The sequence below is a fragment of the Ruegeria sp. AL11 genome (assembly GCF_056540865.1).
Genome location: NZ_JBQFXO010000005.1, coordinates 307,408 through 330,347, shown reverse-complemented (window position 1 = coordinate 330,347; position 22,940 = coordinate 307,408). Strand labels below are relative to the sequence as shown.

At 61.0% G+C, this 22,940-nt stretch carries 21 protein-coding genes; 8 read left to right on the top strand and 13 right to left on the bottom strand.

Annotated features, from left to right (window positions below):
* Window position 1: 1 nt before the first annotated feature.
* The 6 genes from ACR0IP_RS10835 to phnN are packed head-to-tail and all read left to right on the top strand — an operon-like array spanning window position 2 to window position 4,561.
* Window positions 2–1,093, top strand: coding sequence for a carbon-phosphorus lyase complex subunit PhnI (locus ACR0IP_RS10835; RefSeq protein ID WP_170639164.1), 1,092 nt, complete (start codon window positions 2–4; stop codon window positions 1,091–1,093).
* Window positions 1,090–1,686, top strand: a complete 597-nt coding sequence (locus ACR0IP_RS10830) for an HAD family hydrolase (protein WP_480525470.1) — start codon at window positions 1,090–1,092, stop codon at window positions 1,684–1,686. The genes ACR0IP_RS10835 and ACR0IP_RS10830 overlap by 4 nt, the downstream gene beginning before the upstream one ends.
* Window positions 1,683–2,543 (top strand): alpha-D-ribose 1-methylphosphonate 5-phosphate C-P-lyase PhnJ, encoded by an 861-nt coding sequence (locus ACR0IP_RS10825; protein ID WP_170766510.1) that lies wholly within the window; start codon window positions 1,683–1,685, stop codon window positions 2,541–2,543. The genes ACR0IP_RS10830 and ACR0IP_RS10825 overlap by 4 nt, the downstream gene beginning before the upstream one ends.
* Entirely contained in the window at window positions 2,540–3,310 is a 771-nt protein-coding gene (gene phnK / locus ACR0IP_RS10820) for a phosphonate C-P lyase system protein PhnK (protein ID WP_170377532.1), read from the top strand. Before ACR0IP_RS10825 ends, phnK begins: the two co-directional genes overlap by 4 nt.
* A 22-nt stretch (window positions 3,311–3,332) precedes the next feature.
* The gene (gene phnL, locus ACR0IP_RS10815) at window positions 3,333–4,016 is read left to right on the top strand and encodes a phosphonate C-P lyase system protein PhnL (protein WP_480525467.1); all 684 of its coding nucleotides are present in this window, start codon (window positions 3,333–3,335) and stop codon (window positions 4,014–4,016) included.
* Complete coding sequence (gene phnN / locus ACR0IP_RS10810; RefSeq protein WP_480525465.1) at window positions 4,013–4,561, top strand: phosphonate metabolism protein/1,5-bisphosphokinase (PRPP-forming) PhnN; 549 nt, start codon at window positions 4,013–4,015, stop codon at window positions 4,559–4,561. Before phnL ends, phnN begins: the two co-directional genes overlap by 4 nt.
* On the opposite strand, the gene ACR0IP_RS10805 is transcribed toward phnN, so the two are convergent.
* A complete protein-coding gene (locus ACR0IP_RS10805) occupies window positions 4,543–5,226 on the bottom strand; it encodes a DUF1045 domain-containing protein (RefSeq protein WP_480525464.1) in 684 nt (227 codons plus the stop codon). The two genes, phnN and ACR0IP_RS10805, sit on opposite strands and share 19 nt — an antisense overlap.
* Window positions 5,227–5,279: 53 nt before the next feature.
* Between ACR0IP_RS10805 and ACR0IP_RS10800 the strand changes: the two genes are divergently transcribed.
* A complete protein-coding gene (locus ACR0IP_RS10800) occupies window positions 5,280–6,422 on the top strand; it encodes an alpha-D-ribose 1-methylphosphonate 5-triphosphate diphosphatase (RefSeq protein ID WP_480525462.1) in 1,143 nt (380 codons plus the stop codon).
* Here the strand turns inward: ACR0IP_RS10800 and ACR0IP_RS10795 are convergent, their stop codons facing one another.
* From ACR0IP_RS10795 to ACR0IP_RS10765, 7 genes are read right to left on the bottom strand one after another with little or no spacing between them, the layout of a single operon-like run.
* On the bottom strand, window positions 6,423–6,899 hold the full coding sequence (locus ACR0IP_RS10795) for a class I SAM-dependent methyltransferase (RefSeq protein WP_480525460.1): 477 nt from the start codon (window positions 6,897–6,899) through the stop codon (window positions 6,423–6,425).
* A complete protein-coding gene (locus ACR0IP_RS10790; RefSeq protein ID WP_480525458.1) occupies window positions 6,896–7,666 on the bottom strand; it encodes a polysaccharide deacetylase family protein in 771 nt (256 codons plus the stop codon). The genes ACR0IP_RS10795 and ACR0IP_RS10790 overlap by 4 nt, the downstream gene beginning before the upstream one ends.
* Window positions 7,663–8,805, bottom strand: coding sequence for a glycosyltransferase family protein (locus tag ACR0IP_RS10785; protein WP_480525456.1), 1,143 nt, complete (start codon window positions 8,803–8,805; stop codon window positions 7,663–7,665). The genes ACR0IP_RS10790 and ACR0IP_RS10785 overlap by 4 nt, the downstream gene beginning before the upstream one ends.
* Window positions 8,802–9,386: a histidine phosphatase family protein gene (locus ACR0IP_RS10780; RefSeq protein WP_480525454.1), complete on the bottom strand. Its 585-nt coding sequence runs from the start codon at window positions 9,384–9,386 to the stop codon at window positions 8,802–8,804. Before ACR0IP_RS10780 ends, ACR0IP_RS10785 begins: the two co-directional genes overlap by 4 nt.
* Window positions 9,383–10,459, bottom strand: a complete 1,077-nt coding sequence (locus tag ACR0IP_RS10775; protein WP_480525452.1) for a glycosyltransferase family 4 protein — start codon at window positions 10,457–10,459, stop codon at window positions 9,383–9,385. Before ACR0IP_RS10775 ends, ACR0IP_RS10780 begins: the two co-directional genes overlap by 4 nt.
* Entirely contained in the window at window positions 10,459–11,706 is a 1,248-nt protein-coding gene (locus tag ACR0IP_RS10770) for a glycosyltransferase (RefSeq protein ID WP_480525450.1), read from the bottom strand. Before ACR0IP_RS10770 ends, ACR0IP_RS10775 begins: the two co-directional genes overlap by 1 nt.
* Window positions 11,703–12,917, bottom strand: a complete 1,215-nt coding sequence (locus ACR0IP_RS10765) for a glycosyltransferase family protein (protein ID WP_480525448.1) — start codon at window positions 12,915–12,917, stop codon at window positions 11,703–11,705. Before ACR0IP_RS10765 ends, ACR0IP_RS10770 begins: the two co-directional genes overlap by 4 nt.
* Before the next feature lie 272 nt (window positions 12,918–13,189).
* Here ACR0IP_RS10765 and ACR0IP_RS10760 point away from each other — a divergent pair, with 272 nt between their 5' ends.
* Window positions 13,190–15,547: a mechanosensitive ion channel family protein gene (locus ACR0IP_RS10760; protein WP_170677275.1), complete on the top strand. Its 2,358-nt coding sequence runs from the start codon at window positions 13,190–13,192 to the stop codon at window positions 15,545–15,547.
* Window positions 15,548–15,639: 92 nt separating this feature from the next.
* Here the strand turns inward: ACR0IP_RS10760 and ACR0IP_RS10755 are convergent, their stop codons facing one another.
* The 5 genes from ACR0IP_RS10755 to ACR0IP_RS10735 are packed head-to-tail and all read right to left on the bottom strand — an operon-like array spanning window position 15,640 to window position 22,849.
* Window positions 15,640–16,983: a CoA transferase gene (locus ACR0IP_RS10755; RefSeq protein ID WP_480525446.1), complete on the bottom strand. Its 1,344-nt coding sequence runs from the start codon at window positions 16,981–16,983 to the stop codon at window positions 15,640–15,642.
* Entirely contained in the window at window positions 16,980–18,134 is a 1,155-nt protein-coding gene (locus ACR0IP_RS10750) for an ABC transporter permease (RefSeq protein WP_170659814.1), read from the bottom strand. Before ACR0IP_RS10750 ends, ACR0IP_RS10755 begins: the two co-directional genes overlap by 4 nt.
* Complete coding sequence (locus ACR0IP_RS10745; RefSeq protein ID WP_170377562.1) at window positions 18,131–19,159, bottom strand: ABC transporter permease; 1,029 nt, start codon at window positions 19,157–19,159, stop codon at window positions 18,131–18,133. Before ACR0IP_RS10745 ends, ACR0IP_RS10750 begins: the two co-directional genes overlap by 4 nt.
* 14 nt (window positions 19,160–19,173) lie before the next feature.
* Entirely contained in the window at window positions 19,174–21,084 is a 1,911-nt protein-coding gene (locus ACR0IP_RS10740; protein ID WP_480525444.1) for an ABC transporter substrate-binding protein, read from the bottom strand.
* The gene (locus tag ACR0IP_RS10735; RefSeq protein WP_480525442.1) at window positions 21,077–22,849 is read right to left on the bottom strand and encodes an ABC transporter ATP-binding protein; all 1,773 of its coding nucleotides are present in this window, start codon (window positions 22,847–22,849) and stop codon (window positions 21,077–21,079) included. Before ACR0IP_RS10735 ends, ACR0IP_RS10740 begins: the two co-directional genes overlap by 8 nt.
* Window positions 22,850–22,940: the final 91 nt, after the last annotated feature.

Below are 22,940 nucleotides of genomic sequence, written 5' to 3'. Positions count from 1 at the left end.
GATGTATGTAGCCGTCAAAGGTGGTGAAAAGGCCATCGAAAACGCCCATGCCTGGCTGGCCGAAGAGCGCCGGGGCGATACTGACATCGCCGATCTGAGCATCCCGCAAATCCGCGAACAGCTAAGTCTTGCCGTCAATCGCGTCATGGCAGAGGGCTCCCTGTACGACCCGGATCTCGCCGCGCTGGCGATCAAGCAGGCGCGCGGGGATCTGATTGAGGCGATCTTTCTGATCCGTGCCTATCGCACCACACTGCCTCGGTTTGGCTATTCCAACCCGGTCAAGACGGGGGATATGGCCTGCGACCGTCGTGTCTCGGCCACGTTCAAGGACGCGCCGGGCGGGCAGGTGCTGGGGCCGACTTTCGACTACACCCACCGCCTGCTGGATTTTAAACTGGCCGCCGATGGTGAAATTGCCCCCGCGCCCGAAGGCGACGCCCGGCAAGAACCGACACCGCATATCACCAGCTTCCTCAAGGGTGAGGGCGTTATTCAGGACGAGCCGCTCAGCGAGGACGCACCGGGCGACCTGACGCGGGAGCCGATGGAGTTTCCGTCGAACCGCCCTTTGCGTTTGCAGGCTCTGACCCGCGGGGATGAGGGGTTCGTTCTCGGCATGGCCTACTCAACCCAGCGCGGCTACGCCCGTAACCACGCTTTTGTCGGCGAATTGCGGATCGGTAAAGTGGCGGTCGAGATGGACATCCCCGAGCTTGGTTTCGCCATTGAGATCGGTGAGGTCGAGCTGACCGAATGTGAAACCGTCAACCAGTTTCAGGGTTCCAAGACCGAACCGCCGCAGTTCACCCGTGGCTATGGTCTGGTCTTTGGGCAGTCCGAGCGCAAAGCGATCTCGATGGCTCTAGTCGACCGGGCATTGCGGTGGAAAGAGCTGGGCGAAGACTATCTGGGGGCTGCCGCGCAGGATGAGGAATTCGTCCTCAGCCATGCGGATAATATTCAGGCCACCGGGTTCCTCGAACACATCAAGCTGCCGCATTACGTGGATTTCCAATCGGAACTGGAACTCGTGCGCAAGCTGCGCCGAGAGGCGGAAGAACGCATAGCACCCAAGGAGGCTGCAGAATGAAAGCGGTGGTTTTTGATATCGGTGGCGTGCTTGTCGATTGGCAGCCGCATCTGGCCTGGGTCGAGGAGCTGGGGTCGGAAGACGCCGCACACGCCTTCATCAAAAGGACAGATTTCCTAGCGCGCAACGCGCGGGGCGACAATGGAGAGCGTTTCGCCGATATGGCGCAGGAGCTTTCGGACCCGCGCGATCAGGAGCTGTTCGAAGCCTATGTCGGCCTCTACGCCCGCACGGTCGAGACACCGATCCACGGCACATGGGACGTTCTGGATCGTCTGAAGACGCAAGGCACGCCGGTCCACGCCATCACCAACTGGTCGGCGGAAACCTGGCCCGAGGGGCTGAAGGTTCAACCACGGCTGGGCGAGGTCTTTGGCACGCTGGTCGTGTCGGGCCAGGAGGGCGTGATGAAACCCGACGCGCGGATTTTCGAAATCCTGTGCGAACGTTCCGGCCACGCGCCCGAAGACTGCGTGTTCATCGACGACGGCCTGCACAATGTCAAAGGTGCACAGGCAGTGGGCATGGACGCCATTCACTTCACTTCGCCACAGGCTTTGGATGCCGCGTTGACTGAAAGAGGTTTGCTATGACGGAGTACAACTTCGCCTATCTGGATGAGCAGACCAAGCGGATGATCCGCCGGGCGATCCTCAAAGGGTTGGCGGTTCCGGGGTATCAGGTGCCCTTTGCCAGCCGCGAGATGCCGATGCCCTATGGCTGGGGTACCGGCGGTGTTCAGGTCTCGGCAGCAACGCTGACGCCTGACGATACGTTCAAGGTGATTGATCAGGGCGCGGATGACACGACCAACGCGGTGTCGATCCGCAAGTTCTTTGAGAACACAGCAGGCGTTGAAACCACGGAAGAGACCGAGAAGGCCACCGTCATCCAGACCCGCCACCGCATCCCCGAGGCAAAGCTGACCGAGGATCAGATCCTTGTCTATCAGGTCCCGATCCCTGAGCCTCTGCGTTTTCTCGAACCGCGCGAGACCGAGACGCGAAAGATGCACAGCCTTGAGGAATACGGGCTGATGCATGTGAAGCTTTATGAAGATATCAGCCAACACGGCGCGATTTCGACCTCATATGCGTACCCGGTCAAAGTGTCGGACCGCTATGTGATGGACCCGTCGCCGATTCCGAAATTCGACAACCCGAAGCTGGAGATGGACGCGATCCAACTGTTCGGCGCGGGGCGCGAACAGCGGATCTACGCGGTGCCGCCCCATACCAAAGTCGTCAGCCTCGATTTTGAGGACTACCCGTTTGAGGCCTCCAAAGCGGATCACCCCTGCGACCTGTGCGGGGCCGAGGACAGCTATCTGGACGAAGTCATCATGGATGACGCGGGCAATCGGATGTTCGTCTGCTCGGACACGGATTATTGCCGGTCGCGCCGTGAGGCGGGCCACCAAGGCCCTATGACCAGAGAGGACGCGGCATGACTCCGCTGTTGCAAGTTAAGGACATCGAAAAAAGCTACGGTGCCCGGATCGGATGTACGGATGTCAGTTTTGATCTCTATCCGGGTGAGGTGATGGGGATCGTTGGCGAAAGCGGGTCGGGCAAATCGACGTTGCTGAATTGTCTGGCAGGTCACCTAGAACCCGATGCGGGGCAGGTGATCTTTGACACCCGTGCAGACGGTCCGGTGGATACGGTCACCATGTCCGAGCCCGAGCGGCGGATGCTCAGCCGCACGGACTGGGCCTTTGTTCATCAACACGCCCGTGATGGGCTGCGCATGTCGGTCAGTGCTGGCGGCAATATCGGCGAGCGCCTTATGGCCGTCGGCGATCGTCATTACGGTGACATTCGCGACAAGGCAATCGACTGGTTGGGCCGGGTTGAGATCAGCGAGGCTCGGGTCGATGATCGCCCCACTGCGTTCTCGGGGGGGATGCAGCAGCGCCTGCAGATCGCGCGCAATCTGGTGACGGGGCCTCGGCTGGTGTTCATGGATGAACCGACCGGAGGGCTGGATGTTTCGGTTCAGGCGCGGCTTCTGGACCTGTTGCGCGGATTGGTGCGTGAGATGGGGCTGAGTGCGATCATCGTCACCCATGATCTGGCCGTTGTGCGCCTGTTGGCGGACCGGTTGATGGTGATGAAAGACGGGCATGTCGTTGAAACCGGTCTGACCGATCAGGTGCTGGACGATCCGCAGCACGCCTATACGCAGCTGCTTGTGTCCAGCGTTCTGCAGGTTTGAATATTTGGGAAAAGATGAAGCGATGATTGAGCTTACAGACGTCAGCAAGAGCTTTACCCTGCACAATCAGGGCAGCGCGGTCATTCCGGTGATGGAGGGTGCCTCGCTGAAGGTGGCCCCCGGTGAATGCGTTGCCCTGACCGGGGCCTCGGGTGCGGGCAAATCCACCTTGATGCGAGTAATCTATGGAAACTACCTCGCGGCCTCTGGCGCGGTGCTGGTCGGCGGATTGGACGTGGCCAAAGCCCAACCGCGCGAGATTCTGGCGCTGCGGCGTGATACGCTGGGCTATGTCAGTCAGTTCCTGCGGGTTGTCCCTCGGGTCCCCACGCTTGAGGTCGTGGCCGAGCCGCTTTTGGCGCTGGGCTGTGACCGGCAAGCTGCTTTGGACAAGGCGGCGGGGTTGCTGGCGCGGTTGAACATTCCCGAACGGCTCTGGTCGCTCAGCCCGACCACGTTTTCGGGGGGTGAGCAGCAGCGTGTGAACATTGCACGCGGTTTTGCGCATGACTACCCGGCGATGCTGCTGGACGAGCCGACGGCCAGTCTGGACGCACAGAACCGGGAAACGGTTTTGTCGCTGATCGAAGAGGCCAAGGCTTGCGGCGCCGCAATTGTTGGCATTTTCCACGATATTGACGCGCGCCAACGTGTTTGTGACCGCGAGGTGGATGTTTCCGTGTTCACGCCGGGGCGGGCCGCATGAGCCTTGCTCCGGTCATAGCGGTTGTTGGTCCGTCAGGCGTGGGCAAGGACAGTGTCATGTCTGCACTAGAGGCCCGCGCTTCGGGAATCCAGCGCTTGCGCCGCGTGATCACGCGACCCGAGGGGGAAGAGGGCGAGGATTTTGACCGGGTCTCGGTCGAAGTGTTTGAGCAGATGGTGCTGGATGGTGCCTTTTCGATGCACTGGCAGGCGCATGGGCTGCATTACGGTGTGCCGGTGCAGATCGTGAAACAGCGCACGAAAGGTCAGGCTCTTCTGGTCAATTTCTCTCGCGCGGTTCTGCTGCAAGCGCAGGAAGTGTTCGGGGACCTCATTGTGATCTCCCTGACCGCCGATGCGAAGGTTCTGGAACAACGCCTTGCAGCGCGGGGGCGCGAATCCACAGAAGAACAGGCCAAGCGTCTTGGCCGTGCTAAAGCGCCGCTGCCCGAAGGGCTGCGCCGGGTGATCGAGATCGACAACTCGGGCGCGCTTGACGATACGGTCAGCGCGATCCTTGCGCGGCTTCAGCCGGAAAGGGCGTAACGATGGATCAGGTGAAAACGTCCATCCTCGGCCTCGCCCATCAGGGCCAGATCGTCGATCCGGAAGGGCGCGGGCAGCTTTGGGGCCAGATGCGTGTCCAAAGCCGCTTCAACCTCTGCCAGCACGGGTTTGGCCAGTTTTCCGCTCAGGGTGATGTGGAACCGAAAGGCCTCCAACACGTAAGGGTAGCCCCACTGCACCAGATTGACGTCCTGCTCCGGGGTCAGGTTCGCGGCGCGGCGGCGGGTCAGTTCGGCCTCGGACGCAGGCGCGCGGAACGCGTCAAGCTCTTGCACACAGGCCGCGGCGAGGGCGTTCAGGGCATGGGTTTCTCCGACCGGGCGCAAGGCCAAAAACCGGCCCAGTCGCGCGACCTCCAACCCGTCCAGCGAGACCGGCGCATGGCGTGCGGCCAGCGTAGCGCAGGCGTCGTAGAGCGCCTCAACCGTCTGCCCATCGCGCAGCCGGAACGGAGGTTTCATCGTCGCGTGCAACCCGTATTTGCGCGGCACTTCGGTGACCGAGGCAACGTCAATGCCATCCACGGCGGGATGCGCCACCGGTACCCCGGTCTCCATGTCCCAGCCCAGCCAGCTGGTTGCAAATTGCGTCCACGCTGCATCGGCAGGGGGGGCATAGTAGATCGCGTATCGCGTGAATGTCACATTGGCCTCCTATTGCGTGGCCCGTTCAATAGCTCAAACTGTGTGAAGTTCAGATGACAGAAGAAATGATCCTTGCCAATGCCACGCTCGTTCTACCGGACGAAACCATAACGGGGAGTGTTCGGGTCGTGGGCGACAGCATTGCGGATATCGACGCAGGCGCTTCGGTCCCTGCGGGTGCAATTGATTGTGAAGGCGACTATATCAGCCCGGGTCTGGTCGAGCTGCACACGGACAACCTTGAACGTCACATCCAGCCGCGCCCCAAGGTCGATTGGCCCCACGCCGCCGCGATCCTCGCCCATGATGCCGAGCTGGCAAGCACCGGGATCACAACCGTGTTTGACGCGATGCGGATCGGGTCCATCCCCTCGGGCTCGGCCCGGTATCTGAAATATGCGCGCGGGCTGTCGCAGGAGCTTTGGGACCTGCGCGAACAGGATGCGCTGAAGATCAGCCACTTCCTGCACCTCAGGGCCGAGGTATGTTCCGAAACACTGATCGAGGAGTTGGACGAGTTCGGCCCCGAGGACCGCGTTGGTCTTGTCTCGATCATGGATCACACACCGGGTCAGAGGCAGTTTCGCGATCTCTCGAAGCTTGAGGCCTATATGAAGGGCAAATACGCCATGGACGATGATACGTTCATGCAACACGTGGCCCATCTGAAAGGGCTGCGTGACCGGAATGGCGAAAAGCATGAGGTTGAGACCGTCAAGGCTGCCAACCGCTTTGGCGCAGTTTTGGCCAGCCACGATGATACGACGGAAGAGCAGGTCCAGGTGTCCGCAGGTCACGGCATTCGTCTGGCTGAGTTCCCGACAACGGTCGAAGCCGCCCAAGCCTGCCACACGCACGAGATCAAGGTGATGATGGGCGCGCCGAACATCATCCGGGGCGGGTCGCATTCGGGCAATGTCGCCGCGCAGGAGCTGGCCGAGCTAGGCCATCTGGACATCATCTCATCCGACTACGTGCCCTCGGCCTTGCTGCTGTCGGCTGTGCGGTTGGGACAGATTTGGGACGACATGGCGCGTGGGCTGAGGACTGTGACCCAGACCCCGGCACAGGCCGTGGGGCTAGACGACCGAGGCGTGTTGCGCACCGGCGCCCGCGCGGACCTGATCCGATTCCGCATGCGGGCAGGTGTTCCCGCCCTGAATGCGGTCTGGTCGCGCGGGCGGCGCGTCGCCTGATCAGGCCATGTAGAACAGGTAGCGGTCCGGAGCAATGGTTTCGGGCCCGTCGATCTGATGGAACCCGACCAGCGGCTGCCCCGAGATCAGCAACCCTCCGGGCTGCATCACCTGCGCGATCAGAGGGCTGAGCCGCGCCGCCTCGGCCACGTCATCCGCCTTGATCCCTCGGCCGAAATCGTAGTGCGCCATCGCCATCTTGTGCCCTGCGCTGGCAAGCTTTTGCAGCATAGGTTCGGCCTCGCCCTGCAGGAAATCCTGTTCCGGAGGAGTGCTGTCGGGGTGGCATTGCAGAACGCGATCCATCACCCAGATGCGGCGCTCGGGCAGGATTTCACGCAGGTGGTCATAGGTGCGCCCATTGCCGAGCCCCATGTCCAGCACATCGCCTTTCTGATCAGCGATCTTCGCAGCGGCCCAATTCAGCCCGTCGCGTTGCGCAGTCAGGCGGCGCAGCATGGAATCCAGTCGGCTCATTCGGGGTCTCCGTTTCCGTGTCTGGGGGCGGTCCAGAGGGTCGCCGGCCCGTCCAACAGGTGTTTCAGCAAAGCTTCGGTAAAGGCCCAGATGTCTTGATCATGGACCAGATGATGGGTCAATACGCCGAGCGGTTCGCCGTTGTCGGCGCGCCCCTCCCTGCGATCCCGCAGCAGCGCAGTGGCTTTCTGAACTAGCGATTCAGGATCCGCCAAGCTCCGGCTGCCGCGCCAGTCGATTGGGTCGATATGGGTGTTCACCTGCTCCAACCCCGGCGCGGCCTGTGTCGATGTCCGAGGGGTCGCGGTCGAGAGGATTTCATACCCGAGATCGGGCAGATGCGCGGCAATCTCTGGCGCGATACGGTTCCATGGAGGGACGAACATGGGCCGCAAGCTATCCGGAAACAGAGACCGCAGGCGCGCTATACCGGCCTCGGCGTCCTGCAAGATCGTCTCCATGGGACGGTGCAGACGAAATTCGGATTTCTTCTCTTCTGACGGAGCGTGGTTTTCGTGCGCCCAGCCGTGGACAACCGGTATTAGGTTCGGCCGTTGCGCCATGTAAGAGGCCAGTTCGTTCTTAGCATGACGCGGGATGATCGCAAGATGAACCGGTATCCCAAGCCGTTCAGACAAAGCGGAGAGTTGGTCCAGCTGAGGGGTCGGAGCAATCGTATCGTCGTCCCGCCACCACAGCGGAAAAGACAGCCCTTGGTCGCGCCAAATGGCCAGTTCTTCGTCCAATATGTGCCAATCAGCCATCATCTGCGCGCGTCCCAGAGCCTCTGAGCGATCTCAACGCTGCACCGCGCTCCGTCGAAGCCAAAGCCCTGCGTCGAACGGGGTACGTCTGAAATGACCCTCTGCAGCGCGTCGGAAAGGCGGGTCGCGTCAAGGTCCTTGCTGGGAAGAACCTCCATCGCAGAAAGTGCAGACAGGCTTTGCCCGCGCAGGCTTTGTTCCACTTCATTGCCGTCATCAAAGGGTACCATCACCGCCGGAGTCCCCGATTGCAGCAGGTCCATCGCGGTGTTGTAGCCGCACATGCTCACCGACGCCGCCGCATGAGGGAGCATTTGCCGAAAATCCGGGCGCACGGGCTCGATGAAAACAGGTGCACCTTCGGCCAATTGGGACAGTTCAGAAATACGCGCCTTGGCATCACGCCCGCCCACCAACAGGCGCCAGCGCCTGTTGGGCATCTTTCGGGCGGCCTCGATGGCCGCGCGAAAGATCGGCTGCCCTACCGATCCACCGCCCGCGCTGACCAGAATCTCTCCCTCACCAACACCGTCCGGATGGGGCTGCGGCGCAACCGGCGCGACAAAGCCGGTATAGCGCAAATACCCGGCCAGCCGGTCTGAGACGGGCCAGCTGACAGTCAGCGGTGTGATACGCTCATCCGCGTGAACCAGAACACCGTCATAAAACGCGTCAATAATTTCATCGGCTCGTTCGGCCTTGGAGGGTTTGGACGGCGGCGCCAGAATATCGCGGATTGAGCTGAGGATGACGGGGCTGTGTGGCAGTGCCCGCGCGGCGGTCAGTGCAGCCTCGAATTCATCCGCCAATACGCGGCGGCCAAAGGGGAAAAGCTCGGTGATCAACACGTCCGGCTGGAACGCGCGGACGGCCTCAACCAACGCCACGGTCCGCGCGTTGCGATAGTTTTCATCAGCCTCTTTGCCGTCCTCACCCAACAGCCGGGTAAAGTTGGTCCCGTCCGAGCGCAGCGGCGGCAGGCCAAACAGCGTCAGGCCAGAGCTATCGAGTTGCGGCGCAGGCATGCCACCAGACACCACCATCACTTCATGGCCGGCACCCGCGAAGGCACGCCCCAGCGTCAAGGCTCGGCTCAGGTGCCCGGTTCCCAACAGGTGTGTGACGACAAGCATCACTTTCATGTCGTGGCCTCGCGCTTGATCAGGCGGACCGGCTCCGCTTCGGGCGTCATCGTTTTCATGTCGATGACGTAGAGCCTGTTGCGCTTGATTTTGAAAGGGGCGGGGCCTTCAAAATCCCATCCCCAGGCGCGCGCCAGAATGACCCGCATGATGCCGATGTGACATACGGCCAGGGCGTCTTGCCGGAGTTCCGCCAGCCAAGGCACGAGGCGATCTGCAACCTCAGCCGGGCTTTCGCCATTTGGCGGGCGATAGTCCCAACCCCAGTCTTCGATATGCCGGTAGTCGCTGGACGGGTCTGCAATCAAGTCCACACCGCGCAGCCCCTCCCAATCGCCCCAATTCATCTCGATCAGCACATCGCTGGTCATCGGGGCGCGGCCCGAGATGATCTGCGCTGTCTCGCACGCGCGCTGCAACGGGCTGGCCCAAATCTGAGCCTGCTCCCAAGAGGCGGGCAAGGCGTATCCGGACAGTTCAGCCCGCGCTTCCGGGTCCAGCGCGATATCGCTACGCCCTTGAATGCGTCCGGCGCGGTTCCAGGGCGTATGACCGTGTCGCAGCAAGGCCAATCTGATCATGCGGAAACCTCCAACATGGGGCGGATGGTCTGCCAGAACCGTCGTGTCGCACCCAGCATCAGGTGGCGTTCAGCGACGTATCGGCGGGCTTCAGCCCCAAGGCGTCGCCGCTCTTCGCCGTTCTGCAACAGGGTCTGAATGCGCTGGGCCAGACCTTGCGCCGCTTGTTCGACACTGGGGTAGTCCGAAGGCGAAAGCACGTCACGCACGCCTGGGCGGTCTTGCGCGACCACAGGCAGGCCAGCGGCCTGAGCCTCAAGATAGATCATGCCGTAGGCCTCGTTGACGCCGGGCCAGACCAGAAACCCTGAGTTCTGATAGAGGTGGCCCAGGCTCTCTTGGTCCAGTTGGCCCAGTAACGTGACCTTTTCACCGAACTGGGCCATGAGTGCTTCAACTGCGCCTCGAGCCGGTCCGTCGCCTGCGATCTGCAACTGCCAATCGCCAGTGAGATATGTCAGAGCTTCGGCCAGCAGCTGATAGGAGGCCAGCTTGTCCCCGTATCGCATCATGCCGACGGCCAGCATCGGACCCTCGGCAGCGGCCTGAGGGGGCAACTCCGTGATCGGCAGAAACGGTGGCAACTCGACCAAGGCCTGAGTGCCAAAACGGTCACGCTCCAACGTGATCAGGTCATTTGCGGTGTGATAGAAAATCACGTTGGCCGCATCGCAGGCCTCATGAGCGGATTGCGCGAACCCGGCCCAAGGCCCCTTCAGGCGGCTGCTCGCCCGTGTGCTTTCCATTTGAACATAGGGAATCCGCCGCGCCGCGCAGACCTGCGGGCCAATCAGGTCCGGGGCTTTGTAGTAGTTGTGGTAGGTCACCCAGAGCTGAGTGTCTTGCGGCAACTCGGTGATCAGGCGTTGAGTTTCGGCCTCGGCCGCTGCGCGCAAGGCGTGCTGTTTGGCGCTATCTCCGTGCTTGTCATAGATCCGCAGCTCGGAGACAAGGTCGACGTGATCCCCCTCGGCGGCAAGGGCGGTGATCAGGTTCCGCGCCATCTCGCGGTCGCCCGAAGGGGTCGGGCTGTGTGGGGACTTCATGGGGGCGTAGAACGCCACGCGAGACATTAGACCGTTTCCAGGCACAAAGCGTTCAGCCGATCCGAAAGCCGCGCGATGCCGGGTTCCATCCGGAACTCGGCCAGCAAACGGTCATAGGCAGCCCGGGCCATTTTGGCGGTGGCTTCGGGATCGCTCGCCAGTGCCAGCATCGCTTTGGCTAGCGCAATTGGATCGTCTTCCGATAAGATGCCGTGTGTGCCTGAGGTGATGAACTCAGGAATCGCGGACACCGGCGTCGATAGGATCGGCAGGAGTTGCGAGGCGGCCTCCATCAACACATTCGGCAACCCGTCCCGATCGCCATCCTCGGCAATGCGGCTGGGGAGGACGAAGAGATCGGCAGCGCGCATGGCCTCGATCACTTCAGGCTGATCGCAGGCGCCTTTCCAACTGATCCGGTCGGCAATGCCGGCTGCCGTGACGCGGTCGCGCAGTACGTCCCCCAAAGCGCCGCCGCCGATATGGGTCCAATGCCAGTCCAGCGTCTCGGGCAGCAAGGCCAAGGCATTAATCAGCCGATCGAAGCCCTTTTTCTCGACCAGGCGCCCGACCGAGATCATGTGAAACAGCCCGTCTGCTGTTCGTAGTTTCCGGTCCGGCGGGCTTGGGAAACGTGCTAGGTCCAACCCGTGGTAAATCAGGTCAACGCGTGCGGGGTCATCCGCCAGCTCCCGCAAATGGGCGGCCCCTATAGCGGTGCAGGTGGCGCCAAAGGCGGCCCCATGGGTCGCCGCTTGCAGCTTTTCGCGCTTTTCCCACTCGGGCGAAGTCCAGATATCCTTGGCGTGGGCCGAAAAGCTCCACGGTACACCGCGCATGATGGCGGCATAGCGCGCCACCGATGAGGGCGTGTGCATGAAATGGGCATAGAGCGCCTGCGTCGCTTCCGGTAGCTCAGCCGCCAAAACGCAGGCCTGTCCGAAGCGGCGAATGCGGTTGTGGGTCGGGTCGCGGCGTAGGTCTTGCCGCCACACGCGGTAGGCCTCGGCATAGCCGGGCAGGCGTTGGGCGATGGCCCGTGCGGCCCAGACGCGCTGTGGTTCCTGATAGAGGTATTCGGGCAGATAGTGCACCTGCCCCTTGAACCTGTCATGCAGGGGATGGCGCTTGGTGTCGGTCGGATGGCGCAGCGACCAGATGTCAAACTGATGCCCGGCCTCCTGCAAGGCGACCAGTTCCTGAGCGATAAACGTCTCGGACAGGCGCGGCCATCCTTTGACCAGCACCGCGAGTTTCGGGTCTTGGGATGTCATCCGGTCGCTCGTTCCTGTTCCCGGCGCAGCAGCGCATCGATGCGACCTGTTACATAGTCCAGCCCGTCCAGCAAGCCGTCGCTGATCGCCTGCGAGGGCAGGGGCTGTCGCGGCAATTCGCGGATGGCGCGGATCATCGCGTCGGTCGTCAAGCCGTCGCGCTGTTCGTCCAGCATCCGGACAAGGCCAAGGTTTTCAGCGCGCGAGGCGCGTATCCATTGTTCCAATCGAGGCGTGGTGCGGGGTACGATGACGGCGCGTTTGTCGAAGGACAGGACTTCGCAGAAGGTGTTGTAGCCCCCCATGCAGACGACGCCCGCCGCCCCGGCAAAAAGCGTTTCGATCTGGGATTCAAATCCAACGGCTGTCACGCGCCCGTTCAGCGCGGCCACGCGGGTTTCAAATTCATCGCGTGACTCGCCCGACAGGAAGGGTCCATAAACCAGCACCGCGCGGGGCGACAGGGTCGGGTCCTGTTCGTAGGCCGAGAGGACCAGGTTGACCATCGCCTTTCCATCGCCGCCGCCACCGGGCGTGATCAGGATATAGGGCTGTTCCGGGGGCTCTCCGACCGGGCCGAGATCGCGGCGCAGATAGCCGGTCCAGTGTAGGCGTGATCGGGCCGCTGCGCTGAGGGGCAGACCCTCGGTCGGGTCGTAGATCGAATGCAACCCGTAGACCCAGATCTCATGATAGAACCGCTCGGTCGCAGCGATCGCATCCTTGCGGTCCCATTCGGCGGCCAGAACCTCAGGCTCGTCCAGAACATCGCGCAGGCCCAGAACCAGCTTGGTGTCGCAGGACTGTTCGAGGAATTCCAGCGTTGGCAGCAACTCGCCGCGAAAGCCCGTGGGTTCCTTGTCGACGATCAGGACGTCGGGATCGAATTGCTGAACGGCTGTCTTGATCAGGCTCGAGCGCAGCTCGGTCACCTCATCAATGCCCATGCCAATCGTGCGGGCCGCGTAAGATCCGTCCGAGCGTTTGGTAACCCCCGGCAGGCGCACATGGTCGACGCGGCGGGGAAAGGTGAAACGCCCGGCCACAGGCGATCCAGTCAGGATCAGGGCGGATGCGCTTGGGTCGGCTTCTGTCATCGCCGCAGCCAACGCGCGCGAACGGCGCAAGTGGCCCAACCCAAAGGTATCGTGGCTGTAAAATAGCAGGCGCGGCGCGCGGTCCGGATTGTCTTGTTTTTTGCCTAGGCTCATAGGGTCGCCCGTCTTATTGGTCTGGGTACTACATCCGCGCGTATGCAAGCGTTACCGTATATCCTTATGCTGCGCTTGCCAAAGGGGAAATCGCCCGCCTGCAAATGTGCCAAACATGGCGATTTGGCAACAGGATATTGAGGATATGGGTTCAATTTGCACCAGTCGTCGCCGTTTCGTTCAAAGCGCGAAAACAGGCGGCGGGAGGATTTGAACAGGTCCAACAGGTTCTGTACGGTGTGCGCCAGTGAAGAAATTGGATGCAAGACCCTATGAAACCGAACTTTCTGGCCGCGACGCTTTTGGCATTTTGGGCTCTGTTGTTGGCGTTTCCAGCCAGTGTGGCGGCGCAGACCTCGCTGATACCGGGCTATAGTTCAGGCTCCGCGACAGAAGAGACTGCAACCAACGACAGTGATCTCGCCGACGCGATCCGCACCGCCACCGAGGCTGGTGCCAGTGTCATCGTCATCGATAGTTCGGGCAATCTGGTCTCCACCGCGGGTGAGCAGCCCGAAGCGGAATCGGCTGTGGCTGACCCCATGGCGGAGGCCTCGCAACTGATGCGGACACAGGCGCGATTCACCAAGTTCCGTGAATCGGTCCAATCACGCCTTGAGGCACTGCCCTATTCGGTGTTCGAAGTGGAGTATATCCTGCGTCAGACCAGCCCGGATGGTCGTATCCAGACTTATGTCGAGGTTCTGGGCTGGAACATCCTCTTCCTACTATTGGGGCGGTGGCTCTCAACCGAGATCTATGGCAAACGGATCGCCAAGCGCTGGGTCGTGGCGCGGATCAAGGAGAACCCGCAGGGCTATCGCGAGAAGATGCCGTTTCTCGTGTACCGCTTCGTGATGGGAATCGGCGGCACGATCTTTGCCATGTTGATGGCATTGATCGTGGGCTATCTTTTCTTTGGCGAGGCCGAAGATATCTCGATCCAGTTTACCGTGACCGCGATCTTCACGGCCTTTTTCCTGTCGCGCACGATCTCGGACCTGTGGCGAATGGTGCTGTCACCTTACCTGAGCCAGTATCGCCTGCCGCCCTTTTCCGACCGCCACGCCAAGCGGCTGTATATTTGGGCATCGGCGGTGGCGACCTATGACGTTTCGGTCGTTCTATTTTCGACCTGGGTGGCGGATTTCGGTCTGAACTACAACGTCTACGCTTTGGTCTATGGGTGCCTGACCCTGTTTGGGGCCTTCTTGAATATTCTGATGATCCTGTTCAATGCCGGGGCCATTTCAAACGCGATCCGGGGCGGGCGGGCACCGTCTCAAGTTTCGTGGATTCTGCGCTTCATCTCATTTGCTTGGGCTCCGGTGTTGATCCTGTACATTGTGTTCAGCTGGTCGAAGCTGGCCGTGGATCTGGTGCTTGAGAATGAAAACTCGGTCCCGATTGTTGCCAGCAGCTATGCGATCTTCATGTCGGTTGTCGTGGCCTATGGCGCGATGAACTACCTGCTGGAGCGCTATTTCGATCGCAACCGCAAGATCGAACAGATCAACGCCGAGGCAGAGATTGAGGCAGAGGCACCCTCGCCCGAGGCGGTACAACGCAAGCACGCCATTCTGACCTATGAGGACCTGGCCCGCCGAGTGGCTGGCATTCTGGCCTTTGTCGTAGGCAGCTATGCGCTGGTGGTGATCTGGAACCCGGATGCCAGCTGGAGCGAGGATCTGCCGATCGGGCGCGCGCTGGACGTGATGGTGATCCTGTTCATTGGATACATCCTGTTCAATTTCTTCCGCATCTGGATCGACAGCAAAATCGCCGAAGAGTCTGATGATGGCTCCGAGGCCGAGTTGGGCGATGAAGGCGGCGAAGGCGGTCAGAGCCGCTTGGCCACCTTGCTGCCTTTGTTCCGCGGGGCGATCCTGGCGGTCGTTGTCGTGACGATTGTGCTGATCGTACTGATGGAGCTGGGCATCAACGTCAGCCCTCTGTTCGCAGGTGCCGGTGTGGTTGGTCTGGCTGTCGGGTTCGGGTCGCAGACCTTGGTGCGCGACATCTTCTCGGGCGCCTTCTTCCTGTTGGATGATGCGTTCCGCAAAGGGGAATACATCGACATTGGGGATGTGAAGGGAACGGTCGAGAAAATCTCGGTCCGCTCGTTCCAACTGCGCCACCATCTGGGGGCGCTGAACACTATTCCCTTTGGGGAGATCAAGGTTCTGACCAACTATTCGCGTGACTGGGTGATCATGAAGCTGCCTCTGCGCGTGACCTATGACACGGATGTCGAGAAGGTGCGGAAACTGATCAAGAAACTGGGTCAGGAGTTGCTGAGCGATCCGGTGATCGGAGACAACTTCATCCAGCCCTTGAAGTCTCAGGGCGTGATCGAGATGCAGGATTCGGCGATGATCATCCGGGTCAAATTCATGACCAAGCCGGGCGATCAGTGGTTGGTGCGCAAGAAGGTGTATCAAGATATTCGAGAGCTGTTCGCCCGCGAAGGCATCAAGTTTGCCCATCGTGAAGTGACCGTTCGTCTTGCCGATGGCAAAGAGGCCGAAGATCTGACCCCGAAACAGCGCGAGGCAGTGACTGGCGCGGTACAAGCGGCGATTGATGAGGACTATCTGGACGATATCGGACCGGGCGGTGACGACCGCTAAGACGGTTCTCCCGCCCCTTTGGGCTGCGTCTCTGACGAGACGCCTTCCAAAGCGTTGGGCCGGGCCGCGCGTGCCGCGCGGCGGTTGGAGCGTCAGGGCCAGGTTGGCTCGGATGTGCCCAGTTGTGGGGCGGGAAGGTCCCACCTCATCAACGTCTGACCAATGGTCAGTGCGGGTTTTAGCCGGTGGCCAGGGCCCCATCCGGACTGTTCGGATTCTTCGCCATAGTCGGATTGGTTGGCCGTGATCGCGTCTTGCCCTGTATCGGTTTTGCCAAGAATGGCCAGCAACTCGGCGGTGCGCGCCAAAGATAGATGGGCGTGCATGATTGAATTTCCCGAGGCTGCCTCGGCCAGTGCAGAAAGAACTGCGGCTGCCATAAGGTATCCGGTCGCATGGTCCAGAGCCTGAAGTGGCAGCGGGGTGGGTTTGTCGGCGTTGGCCCATTCCATCCCCGCATGGGCAATACCCGCGCTCATCTGAACCAGACTGTCGAAACCTCGGCGTGTGGCCCAAGGGCCTTGCCAGCCATAAGCGTCCAGAGTGACCTCGACCCGGTTAGGGGCCAGTTCGTCACGCTTTGCTTTACTAAGCCCCAGAGCCTCAAGCGCGCCGGGGCGGTACCCTTGGATGAATACATCTGCTTGTGACAACAGGTCTTGCAGGTGGGTCAGGCCCTCGGTCGACTTCAAGTCCAGATAGGCGCAGCGTTTGCCCAGTGAGATGTCGGGAATAACGCCCGGCTCATCCCAGCCCGGAGGGTCGATGCGCAGCACATCCGCGCCGAATCCGGCCAGTGTGCGGGTTGAGACAGGACCCGCCAGAACGCGGGTCAGGTCTAGGACGCGCAAGCCGGCAAGCGGGCGTTCGGCTGTTGCAGCCGGACGGTGCCGTAGAGTGATCCGACGTGGATTCTGCCAAGTGATCAGTGGATCACGGCTGACGGCACGGCCTTGGGGATGGTCCAACCATTCGGCGCGGCTGCGCATGGCGGCTGCGACGCCGCCCTCGGCCACAACAGCGCTTTCCAGGTCAGCAATAGCCCAGCTGCGTAGGGCCTGTGAGACCGCGTCGCGGTCGGCTTGTGTGCTCAGGACTCTCAGGGCGGCAGCGCGGTGGTGGGGCAGGTTGGTGTGCAACCTGATCCAGCCGTCAGACGCGCGGTAGTCGCCTGCGATGGCGTCCCACAGGCTAGGCATCTCCCAACCATCGGGTTTGAAGGAATAGCGATACCAGAGCGAAGCGAGGCGGTGATCCACCGTGACCTCTGGCGCGGTTGGTGACAGGTTTGCGGCGGCCATGTATCGGGCCAACTCCTGACCGACCGCTGCGAAGCTGGCGGTTGCTAGTTCGGAGACGGCGAAGGCGCTGGGCAAGGTTCCCTCGCCGGAGGTGCGATAGCTGTCAGCCGCCGGTAGAGAGGACAGCAGGCTCATTGCTGATAGGGGTCCAGACTGTCGCGCAACCCATCGCCAAGGAAGTTGAAGGCCAGAACGACGACGATGATGGGCAGCATCGGAATGGCCGTCCACGGGTATATCTCGATCGAGGCGAGGTTCTGCGCGTCGTTCAGCATCACGCCCCAACTGACCGCAGGCGCGCGCAAGCCGAGGCCGAGAAAGGACAGCGCGGTTTCACCCAGGATCATCGCCGGGATCGACAGGGTGGCTGAGGCGATCAGGTGGGACATGAAGTTCGGCAACAGGTGCTTGCGGATCACCCGGCCAGAACTTGCGCCCATCATCTCTGCCGCGCGGACGTATTCTTCCTCTCTCAGGGACAGGAACTTGGCGCGAACGGATCGGGCGAGGCCGGGCCAGTCGAGGATGCCGAGGATGATCGAGATGATGAAGAAGACCGCGACGGGGCTCCAGTTCGAGGGCACTGCAGCGGACAAGGCGAGCCAGAGCGGCAGTTCGGGTAGGGATCGCAGGACTTCGATCACGCGGTTGATGGTCCAGTCGATACGCCCTCCGAAATACCCGGCCATTGACCCGAACAGGATACCAAGGAAGAACGACACCGAGATGCCGATCAGACCAACGGTCAGTGATAGCTGCGCGCCATAGAGAATGCGGCTGAAGATATCGCGGCCCAGCCGGTCCGAGCCCCATAGGAACAGCGTTGCGCCATCAGGGGCACAGAACAGATGCGTGTCAGAGGGGATGAACCCGGCCAAGCGATACTCGGACCCTTCACAGAAGAACTTGATCGGACGAGGATCTTCAGTATCTGGAATGAATTTCCATTGGAATGTCTCAAGATCCGCTTCAGCTGTGATGGGGTAGACATAGGGCCCGATGAACTCGCCCTCGTGGAACCAGTTGATCGACTGGGGCGGGGCGTAGAGGTGCTCTCCGTTCCGGTCATTGGGGCCGTAGGGGGCGATGAAGCCTGCAAAGGGCAGCATCAGATAGCACAGCAACAGGAAAACGCCCGAGATCAGGCCCAGCTTGTGCGTGCGGAACTTGCGCCAGACCAGCACCCAGTTCGGGGCGTCCAGATCGGCGCGCTCGAGTTGTTGGACCGAGGCCTGCGGGTCGAACGGTGCGTCATCGACATAGCGATCGTCGGGGCGTTGGGTCATGCGTCTCGCCCCTCATAACGAATGCGCGGGTCGAGCATGACCAGCAGGATGTCCGAGATCATAGTGCCGATCAGGGTCAGCAGGGCCACGAACATCAGGATGAATGCAGACAGGAACTGGTCTTGCGTCTTCAGCGCCGTCAGCAGGGTCGGGCCAATGGTTTGCAGGCCCAACACGACCGATACCAGAACCGAGCCGGACACCATTGAGGGCAACAGGTTCCCGATGTCGGCGACGAACGGGTTGAAGGCCACGCGCAACGGATATTTGGTCAGCATCCGCGATGGGGCCATGCCCTTGGCAACGGCTGTCTCAACATAGGGTTTGCCCAGCTCGTCCAGCATGTTCGCGCGCAGACGCTGCATCATGGCCGACGCACCCGAGGTGCCGATGACGAAGGTTGGCACGATCAGATGGACAAGGATGGATTTCAGCTTGTCCCAACTCATCGGTTCGCCTTCGAATTTGGGGTCCATCAGGCCGCCGATGGGCAGGTTGAAATACTGATGCCCGTAGTAGAACAGGATCAGCGCCAGCAAAAAATTCGGCGTGGCCAAACCAAGATAGCCGACAAACGCCGAGGTATAGTCGATCCACGTGCGCGATCGCGCGGCGGCGATCACACCCAAGGGCAGGGCGACGGCGTAGACGAACAAGATCGCGGCAAGATTGACAACAACCGTCAGCCAAAGCGTATCGCCTACGATGTCTGAGACAGGTCGGTCGAACTCAAACGACCAGCCGTAGTTGCCTTGCAGGAGGCCTTCGAAGCCGTGGGGGCCGGGCCAGAAGCCCATCCAGATCAGGTATTGCTCCCACATGGGACGATCCAGAGCGTACTCGGCTCGTAGAAACTCCGCCTTGGCTACACCGGCGGACTGGCCTGAGGCCTGAAGCTCGGCGATCTGATTGCTCAGATAGTCGCCCGGCGGCAGGTTGATGATGACAAATATCAGTACCGATACCACCAACAGTGTCAGCAGCATCGTAAAGAAGCGATAGACCGCATAGCGCAGCATGATCATTTAGCTGCTCCTGCTCAGTCGACCAAAAAGAACTCATCCGGGCGATGGACGCCGAAATGCGCGCCGGGTTCCCACGCCCACATGGCCTGCTCGGGGACGTTGCGTAAACGGTTCGAGACGACGATGGGCTGCGGTGCGCCGTTCAGAATGCCGATGGCGTAAAGCTGGTCGGCGTGGATTTCCAACATCTCGGTCCAGACGGCAGCGCGCTGTTCATCCGTTGTGGCGGTCTCCCAGTCATGGACCAAGGTCATCAGGCGCTCAGCCTCGGGCATGTCGGGTGCCTCACCCACTTCGCCGCCGGTCTGATAATACTGTCCCCATTTTGGCCAGGCGAGAAACACCTGATCCGTCGGGGCCAGATAGGCAGGCGAGGTGTGGATTTGGGGCAGCCCGTCATCCCAGCCGAACCAGACCGAAGCCATCGTGTTGCCCGCGAACACCCGGTTACGCAGGATATCGCGATCCAGCGGGCGCATCACAAGATCGACGCCAATCTCGCGCCATGTGTCGGTGACGATCTGCAGGGCGTTTTCGACCTCCTGCCGCTCACCAGCGGTTTCGATGATTAACTCCATCGGGCGGCCGTCGGGCAACAGCCGAATGCCGTTCTTGTCGCGCTCGATCAGCCCGGCCTCGTCTAACAGCGCGTTCGCCAGATCCGGATCGTACTGGGCCCATGCCTGGGCGTTTTCCTCACTGTAGAAGGGTGAGGCTGGCAGAACCGCCATCGCGCCCGGTTTTGCCAGTTTGAAATAGAGCGCCTGGTTGATCGTCTTGCGATCAATCCCCAAAGACAGGGCGCGGCGCACGCGCACGTCTCGCATCACATCCCGCCAAACCTCATCCGCGTAGTTCAGGTTCGGATAGATCGCGATCTGTGAGGCCACACCGGTTTTCCAGAGCAATGTCTTGTAGTTGCCAACCGCCTCACCCTTTTTCAGGATCGAGGCATCCCGGAACGCCAGACCACGCCCCTGCAGGTCGGTCTCGCCCGCATTGGTTTTTGCGGCCACCAGCCCAGGGGCAACGATCTCCATCTCGACAACGTCGATATAAGGCAGCTGCACCCCTTTGGAGTCGATGCGGTGGTAGTACGGGTTGCGCACGAAATTGTGGCGGATTTTCTTGCCCGAGCTTGCGTTCAGCCAAGGCTGAAGCGTGGGCAGCTTGTGGTTGTCGAACTTGTAAAGGTTGTCGAGTTTGTTGTGCAGGGCCGCCCAGCTTTTGACGCGGGCATCATCGACCTGCGCGGCCAGATCCTCAGGATCAACATAGTTTTCGTGATACTGTTTCAGAAAAGCCGATGGGCGGTAGATGAAGGGCGGGCGGGCCTGTGCCAGCGTTTGCAGGAAATCCGGGTTCGGATCATCCCATTCGTAGATCACTGTCGTCTCATCCGGGAATGAGACAGTAGGGGCCTTGCCCTCGACGATCAGAAAATCGGGTGGCCCAGAGGGGCTGAGCAATTCGTTGTTGGCGACATCTTCCCACCAGTACCGGAAATCTTCGGACGTAAACGGCGAGCCATCTGACCATTTGTGCCCTTCGCGCAAGTGCAGAGTGAACTTGCGGTTTCCGTCATTTTCGAACGAGGCCAATATGTCGGGCACGATATTGTAATTTCCGTCAAACCCAACCAACCGGGCGTAACCGTAGACGACCATCTGTCGGATATCCTTGGACCGGGTCACCATGGTCCGCATTGTGCCGCCGGGGGTGCCGAATTCACGGCCCTTCGCGGCCAGATCCACTACCAGAGGGTCTTTGGGTAGGCGTTCCGAAACCGGCGGCAGATCGCCGGCATTCACCTCAGCCGACCAAAAGCTGCTCTCTTGCGGGACCGGCACATCGGCCAGCGCGGGCAGCGTCCAGCCAAAGGCCAGAGCGGCGGCCAGGATCAGAGGGGGAGTGGTCTTAAACATGGCAACGTACCTTATGGCCCGGTTCCAATTCCACCAGCGAAGGTATCACGGTGTCCGAGAAACGAAAGGCCTCATCCCAACTGTCCGGCGCGCCGGCACCCAGAGAAACCATTTGCAGGTCAATCGGGCGGTTGATGTCGGGTTCTGGTTGAGCGGCAATCAACGCCTTGGTGTATGGATGGCGCGGATTGTAGAAGAGTGTTTCGGGCGGGGCTTGTTCCACAATCAGCCCCCGACGCATCACGGCGACTTCGTCAGCGATACGGGCGACTACGGCAAGGTCGTGAGAGATGAAGAAATAGGACAGGTTCAGGCTGTCCTGCAGGTATTCCAACAATGTCAGGATTTGTTCCTGAACCGAGACATCCAGCGCCGAGGTCGGCTCGTCGCAGACAATCAACTGCGGGTCCAGCATCATGGCGCGGGCGATGGACAGGCGCTGTCTCTGCCCACCGGAAAACGCATGCGGATAGCGTTTCAGCATGTCCGAGTTCAGCCCCACGCGCTGCAGCATTTCGGCGGCTTTGTCGCGTTGTTCCGAGACGGAACCGATGCGGTGGATTTCCAGCGGCTCAGTCATCGCATCCTGTATGCGCATCCGTGGACTGAGTGAGCTGTAGGGATCCTGAAACACCATCTGCGCCTTCCGTTGAAACGCGGTACGCTGGGCGCGGGTCATCTGGTGGACTGGTATGGGGTCTTCGCCTTGGGCGGTGCAGAACAGGACCTCTCCGCCTGGGTCGGGCAGTTCGGCGCCAAGGGCAATCCGGGCGGCGGTGGTCTTGCCAGAGCCGCTTTCGCCGACAATCGCCAAAGTCTTGCCACGTGCAAGTTTCAGGTCGACGTTGCGACAGGCGTGAATCTGTTTGTCGGCTTGCCAACCCTTGCTTGACCGCATCGTGTAGGTCTTGGAGACCCCTTTCATATGCAGGATCAGGTCCTCATTCGGCATCGGAATGCCGACGGCGTCCTGATCCGGAATGGCCGGGGCCGCGTCGAACAGCTGTTTGGTATAGGGATGCGCTGGCGCGGTGAGGATGGGGGCGGCGGGGCCCGCCTCCATCACGCGACCCTTGTGCATGACAACGACCTGCTCGGCCATGTTTGCCACCACGCCCAGGTCGTGCGTAACAAGGATCAGCGCCATCCCGGTTTCGCGCTGAAGTTCCTTGATCAGCCCCAAAACCTGAGCCTGTGTGGTTACATCCAGCGCAGTAGTAGGCTCGTCTGCAATCAGCAGCTCGGGCTTGGAGACCATCGCCATGGCGATCATGGCGCGCTGGCGCATACCGCCCGACAGTTCAAACGGATAGGAGTCATAGGCCCTCTGGGGATCTGGAAAGCCCACGCGTTCAAACTGGGTCAGGACTTCCTTTCGGGCCTGCGCCTCGGACGCTCCGCGATGCAGCCAGAGGACCTCGCTGACCTGATTGCCGATCTTGTGCAGTGGCGATAAAGATCGCATCGGCTCCTGAAAGATCATCGAGACGCGGTTGCCGCGAATGCTGCGCATGTCCCGCTCGTTGATTCGCGTCAGGTCGGCCTTGCCTTTGGAATCGTTCAGAATAATCGATCCGCTGCGAATCTGGGCCACGCGGGGCAGGATACGCAACACGGCCCGGCAGGAGATTGTTTTGCCCGAGCCCGACTCACCCACCAATGCAAGTGTCTGTCCGGCCTCTACATCGAAATTCACGTCCCGCACGACTGAATCCGCCGCGCCGAAACCGATGCTGAGATCTCTGACAGACAACAACGCAGTCATTCGGGTTTTCCACCCGTCTGGCCGTAGATGAGCATCGGCTTTTATTCTCCCCGTTTTTTGACTTACTGTCGCGCGGTTTCACCCGACTCGT

Coding starts and splice junctions, on each gene's coding strand:
- ACR0IP_RS10835 (WP_170639164.1), top strand. CDS start 2: ATGTATGTAGCCGTCAAAGGTGGTGAAAAGGCCATCGAAAACGCCCAT.
- ACR0IP_RS10830 (WP_480525470.1), top strand. CDS start 1,090: ATGAAAGCGGTGGTTTTTGATATCGGTGGCGTGCTTGTCGATTGGCAG.
- ACR0IP_RS10825 (WP_170766510.1), top strand. CDS start 1,683: ATGACGGAGTACAACTTCGCCTATCTGGATGAGCAGACCAAGCGGATG.
- phnK (WP_170377532.1), top strand. CDS start 2,540: ATGACTCCGCTGTTGCAAGTTAAGGACATCGAAAAAAGCTACGGTGCC.
- phnL (WP_480525467.1), top strand. CDS start 3,333: ATGATTGAGCTTACAGACGTCAGCAAGAGCTTTACCCTGCACAATCAG.
- phnN (WP_480525465.1), top strand. CDS start 4,013: ATGAGCCTTGCTCCGGTCATAGCGGTTGTTGGTCCGTCAGGCGTGGGC.
- ACR0IP_RS10800 (WP_480525462.1), top strand. CDS start 5,280: ATGACAGAAGAAATGATCCTTGCCAATGCCACGCTCGTTCTACCGGAC.
- ACR0IP_RS10795 (WP_480525460.1), bottom strand. CDS start 6,899: ATGAGCCGACTGGATTCCATGCTGCGCCGCCTGACTGCGCAACGCGAC.
- ACR0IP_RS10790 (WP_480525458.1), bottom strand. CDS start 7,666: ATGATGGCTGATTGGCACATATTGGACGAAGAACTGGCCATTTGGCGC.
- ACR0IP_RS10785 (WP_480525456.1), bottom strand. CDS start 8,805: ATGAAAGTGATGCTTGTCGTCACACACCTGTTGGGAACCGGGCACCTG.
- ACR0IP_RS10780 (WP_480525454.1), bottom strand. CDS start 9,386: ATGATCAGATTGGCCTTGCTGCGACACGGTCATACGCCCTGGAACCGC.
- ACR0IP_RS10775 (WP_480525452.1), bottom strand. CDS start 10,459: ATGTCTCGCGTGGCGTTCTACGCCCCCATGAAGTCCCCACACAGCCCG.
- ACR0IP_RS10770 (WP_480525450.1), bottom strand. CDS start 11,706: ATGACATCCCAAGACCCGAAACTCGCGGTGCTGGTCAAAGGATGGCCG.
- ACR0IP_RS10765 (WP_480525448.1), bottom strand. CDS start 12,917: ATGAGCCTAGGCAAAAAACAAGACAATCCGGACCGCGCGCCGCGCCTG.
- ACR0IP_RS10760 (WP_170677275.1), top strand. CDS start 13,190: ATGAAACCGAACTTTCTGGCCGCGACGCTTTTGGCATTTTGGGCTCTG.
- ACR0IP_RS10755 (WP_480525446.1), bottom strand. CDS start 16,983: ATGAGCCTGCTGTCCTCTCTACCGGCGGCTGACAGCTATCGCACCTCC.
- ACR0IP_RS10750 (WP_170659814.1), bottom strand. CDS start 18,134: ATGACCCAACGCCCCGACGATCGCTATGTCGATGACGCACCGTTCGAC.
- ACR0IP_RS10745 (WP_170377562.1), bottom strand. CDS start 19,159: ATGATCATGCTGCGCTATGCGGTCTATCGCTTCTTTACGATGCTGCTG.
- ACR0IP_RS10740 (WP_480525444.1), bottom strand. CDS start 21,084: ATGTTTAAGACCACTCCCCCTCTGATCCTGGCCGCCGCTCTGGCCTTT.
- ACR0IP_RS10735 (WP_480525442.1), bottom strand. CDS start 22,849: ATGACTGCGTTGTTGTCTGTCAGAGATCTCAGCATCGGTTTCGGCGCG.